This is a genomic window from Sulfuricurvum sp. (assembly GCF_028688295.1).
Classification (GTDB): domain Bacteria; phylum Campylobacterota; class Campylobacteria; order Campylobacterales; family Sulfurimonadaceae; genus Sulfuricurvum.
This window is the reverse complement of record NZ_JAQTYM010000113.1, coordinates 1-4,101: the sequence shown is the minus strand read 5'-3', so window position 1 is coordinate 4,101 and position 4,101 is coordinate 1. Positions and strand designations below refer to the sequence as shown.

Genomic DNA, 4,101 nt, shown 5'->3' with positions numbered 1-4,101 from the left:
CATCGTCCCGATCCGCTAACCTGCTTAGTTTTCAATGATCTCAAACTCAAATCTAAGTCGCTTTCTCAAGCTTCCCAGTGTTTGTGGACGGGAATTATAGGGGATTTAATCAAGAATGTCAAGAGGTTTTCGAGCAAATATGCAAAATATGTCAAAAACTTTTTATTTTTTATTTTATGCCCCTAAAATTGTAACTTTTTTACTCATTTTCCACCTCTAAAGCCTTTTTCTAACTGAAATACCAAATGAACGGTTAATCAAACTCTTGTATAATCACTTTTATAAAAACCCTTATAAGGAAAAAGCTATGGCTTTATATGATCGCGAATACGCACGAGAAGGTGCTTTTGGTTACGAGAGTGCTCACCGAGGTGAAGCGCAGATTGTGACGTTTGTCAAAGATACCTATAAATTGTTTGCCGCCTCTATGATGGCGGGTGCAGTAGGTGCTTACGTCGGTGTTCCGATGGCAGCAACGGTTGCGAGCAATTTTTGGATTTTGTTTGCTGTTGAAATCGGTCTTCTTATAGGATTGCATTTCGTTAAGCATAAACCCGGCATAAACTTAGCCGTTATGTTCGGCTTCGTCTTTATGACCGGTTTAATGTTAGCACCATTATTGGCGCGTACATTAGGAATGAGTGGCGGTGCTGCTATTATCGGTAATGCGTTCGCTATGACTTCGGTCGTTTTTGGTGCCATGAGTTTTTATGCTATCAAAACTACCAAAGACTTTACCAGTTACGGTAAGCCGTTAATGATCGCTGTGTTGGTCATCATCGGTTTTTCTATTCTTAATATCTTTTTGGGTAACCCTTTATTAGCGGTAGCTATTTCGGGTGTAGTTGTTGTTCTTTTCAGTATTTTGGTTATCTATGACACCCAAAACATTATGAATGGAAACTATGAGACTCCTATCGATGGTGCAATTGCACTTTATCTCGATTTTCTCAATATTTTCACCGCATTGCTCCAACTCTTCGGAATTTTCGGAAACAATGACGAATAATCAACTTCCCTCGGAGCTTCTCCGAGTGGTGGATGCCAATCTCAACCGTCTCAAAGAGGGTATCCGTGTGATTGAGGATATAGCGCGCTATGTTCACAATGACAAGGAACGCTCCACTTCGCTCAAAAATCTCCGCCACTTATGCCGTATCGAGCCCCTCGAAGCACTCCTCGCCTCACGTGATAGTGTCAATGATGTACTCCGTCCTACCATGCAAAGTGAGATGAATCGAACCGATCTCCTTTCTATAATAATAGCAAACTATAAAAGAGCCCAAGAATCTTCACGTGTTTTAGAGGAGCTTTACAAAATAGTAGAGCCTGCTTTGAGCGAGCAATTTAAAACTATTCGCTATGAACTCTATGCATTAGAAAAGAAAAACGTCCTAGAACTTAGTAACGAGAATCATTGAATCATAAGCACATTGTTATCATCGGAGCAGGTGCGGCTGGACTAATGGCAGCGGACGTTTTGTCTGCGGCGGGGATAAGTGTCGATGTTTATGAATCAAAACCCTCTGTCGGAAGAAAGTTTCTCATGGCGGGCAAGGGTGGTTTAAACATTACCCACAGTGAACCGCTGGACGATTTTATCCGCCGATATGATCAAAGCGAGTGGCTAATGCCGATGATAGAAGCTTTTAATCCCTCTATGATAAGAGGCTGGATGGAAAGCTTGGGGGTGGAGTCGTTCGTCGGGACATCGGGACGCGTTTTCCCCACCGAGATGAAAGCAGCACCGCTGTTGCGCCGTTGGCTCTCTTCGTTGAAAAAACGGGGGGTTCGTGTCCATTGTCGCCATTACTGGCAAGGGTTTAGTGATGAGGGCTCTTTGCGATTTAATTGCGGAGATGGCGAAATCATCGTAAAAGCCGATGCAACGATTCTGGCTTTGGGTGGCGGAAGCTGGGCGAGTCTGGGTTCGGATGGCGCGTGGGTGAGTGTTTTGGAGGACAATGGTGTAAAGGTCAATCCTCTGCTACCGTCCAACTGCGGATTTAAAGCGACATGGTCTCCGTTTTTACAACCCCATTTAGGGAAACCGTTAAAAAATATCTCGGGCTGGGTGGGAAATCACAAAGAAGCAATCAGCTCTTCTGAAGCCGTTTTGACCACCTATGGAATCGAGGGGGGATTGGTCTATGCCCTCTCACGTCCACTGCGAGAAGAGATTATGGCGCAAGGCTCGGCAACACTTTATTTAGATTTATTGCCCCATATCACTAAAGAGCAGTTAATAATCCGTCTCACCTCATCCGCTAAACACTCACGCGATAACACGTGGCGTAAAGCGGGACTGGATGGGGTTAAAGGGGCACTTATCCGTGAGCTATTACCCAAGAGTCAATGGAATGATCCACGTAGTGTTGCAGAATGGGTTAAACAATGTCCCATCCCTCTACATGGAATGCAACCCATCGATGAAGCGATTAGTACATCAGGGGGGGTGATGCGTGAATCCATGAATGAGAATCTGATGCTTCACACTCTGCCGAATGTATTTTGTGCAGGAGAGATGCTCGATTGGGACGCACCGACTGGGGGATATCTACTAACTGCCTCGTTTGCCAGCGGAGTATTTGCGGCGAATGGGGTTTTGAAAACTTTCGTTCGTGGTGAGCCTGTCGAACTATGAACAAATTACCCTTCGACAAGCTCAGGGCGAACGGTATAATCAATGGCGGCATTCACCATCGTGACAATGTGTTTGTTTTTCCACATACTCTTCGGAGACATGCAGATTCGCACAAGAATCAAGAAGTCCGTAAAGCTCCATCTCCGCACCGGTAATATGACTTACCATATTCCCCTCTGCATCGATGAAAACGAACATCTCGTATTTATGCTCATTCTTTTTTATATGTTGAGAGAAAATAACATATTCAGCTTTTACGAGTTCGGGAAAATGGCTACATGAAGCAATGTATTTTTCACACTCTTTGTTTATCTTTTTGATCTCCAGAAATTCGGATTGAATCGCATCTCGAAGTACCGGCATAAGGTTCGGCATAACCTCTTTTAGATTATCGTATTTTTCGATCCCTAACATCACTCTCTCCTGATTTGAATTCTATTATTAGGGATAGTATAACGCTTTAGTTCAAATATTGGTAAAATTCCGACACTAACTGATTTAGAAAAGGGCTTTATGCATACGTTGGCACAACTGCGCTCCGGAAAACTTCAAGGGATTAAGCGGCTGACGCTTGCTGAAAGCCTCACGGTTTTCCCTGAGGAGATATTCGATCTGGCCGATACCCTTGAGATTCTTGATTTAAGCAACAATCTCCTCTCCTCACTTCCCGAAGATATAAGCAGACTGACAAATCTGAAGATCGCTTTCTTCTCCAATAATCGCTTTACCGACCTCCCCTCATTCAAAGGGTGCGAACACCTTTATATGGTAGGGTTTAAAAGCAATCAGATCGAAACGTTTGAGGAAGAGGTTCTCCCCGACACCATCATTTGGCTCATCCTGACCGATAACAGACTCAAAACACTTCCAAAGTCTATCGGCAGACTCCGCAAACTGCAAAAATGCGCTCTGGCCGGAAACCGTCTCGAAACGCTTCCCGATGAGATGGCAATGTGCCGAAATCTCGAACTCCTCCGCCTCTCGGCGAACAATCTCCAAGCAATCCCCACATGGCTATGGAATCTACCGAAACTCTCTTGGCTCGCCTTTTCGGGGAATCCATGCAGTCCAAAGGCTCAGTTTGAGCTTCAAGCTATACCCTTCGAATCGTTAGAGGTCAAAGAGAAATTGGGCTCAGGTGCTTCGGGGGATATTTACAAAGCCTATTCGAAATCTCACGAAGAGGAGGTGGCACTGAAACTTTTCAAAGGTGCCATCACGAGTGACGGATACGCATACGATGAGATGAATGCCACCATGAGTACGGGTGAGCATCCAAACCTCATCAAAGTCCTCTCGAAATTAGCGGGGGACGAGCGTCTGGGGTTGGTACTCGAATACATCCCCGATGTTTACCGCAATCTGGGGCTTCCACCCGATTTTGAGACCTGTACCCGTGATACGTTCACCAAAGAGACATTCTTCACCCCTGAGAGCATCCTCGAAGTGGCAAAAGG

The 4,101-nt window shown here is 44.9% G+C and carries 5 protein-coding genes; 4 read left to right on the top strand and 1 reads right to left on the bottom strand.

What is annotated here, in order from left to right; translation table 11 throughout:
- Positions 1-307: 307 nt before the first annotated feature.
- Genes PHR02_RS13185 through PHR02_RS13175 form a run of 3 tightly spaced genes read left to right on the top strand, consistent with a single transcriptional unit; the run spans position 308 to position 2,644 of the window.
- Positions 308-1,009 (top strand): Bax inhibitor-1/YccA family protein, encoded by a 702-nt coding sequence (locus PHR02_RS13185; protein ID WP_299992722.1) that lies wholly within the window; start codon positions 308-310, stop codon positions 1,007-1,009.
- Complete coding sequence (locus PHR02_RS13180) at positions 999-1,421, top strand: thiamine-phosphate pyrophosphorylase (RefSeq protein WP_299992720.1); 423 nt, start codon at positions 999-1,001, stop codon at positions 1,419-1,421. The genes PHR02_RS13185 and PHR02_RS13180 overlap by 11 nt, the downstream gene beginning before the upstream one ends.
- On the top strand, positions 1,418-2,644 hold the full coding sequence (locus tag PHR02_RS13175; RefSeq protein WP_299992718.1) for a TIGR03862 family flavoprotein: 1,227 nt from the start codon (positions 1,418-1,420) through the stop codon (positions 2,642-2,644). The genes PHR02_RS13180 and PHR02_RS13175 overlap by 4 nt, the downstream gene beginning before the upstream one ends.
- A 39-nt stretch (positions 2,645-2,683) precedes the next feature.
- On the opposite strand, the gene PHR02_RS13170 is transcribed toward PHR02_RS13175, so the two are convergent.
- Entirely contained in the window at positions 2,684-3,058 is a 375-nt protein-coding gene (locus tag PHR02_RS13170) for a hypothetical protein (RefSeq protein WP_299992717.1), read from the bottom strand.
- 99 nt (positions 3,059-3,157) lie between these two features.
- Here PHR02_RS13170 and PHR02_RS13165 point away from each other — a divergent pair.
- Positions 3,158-4,101, top strand: a 944-nt coding sequence (locus PHR02_RS13165) for a leucine-rich repeat-containing protein kinase family protein (protein ID WP_299992716.1), incomplete at its 3' end; no start/stop codon positions are given.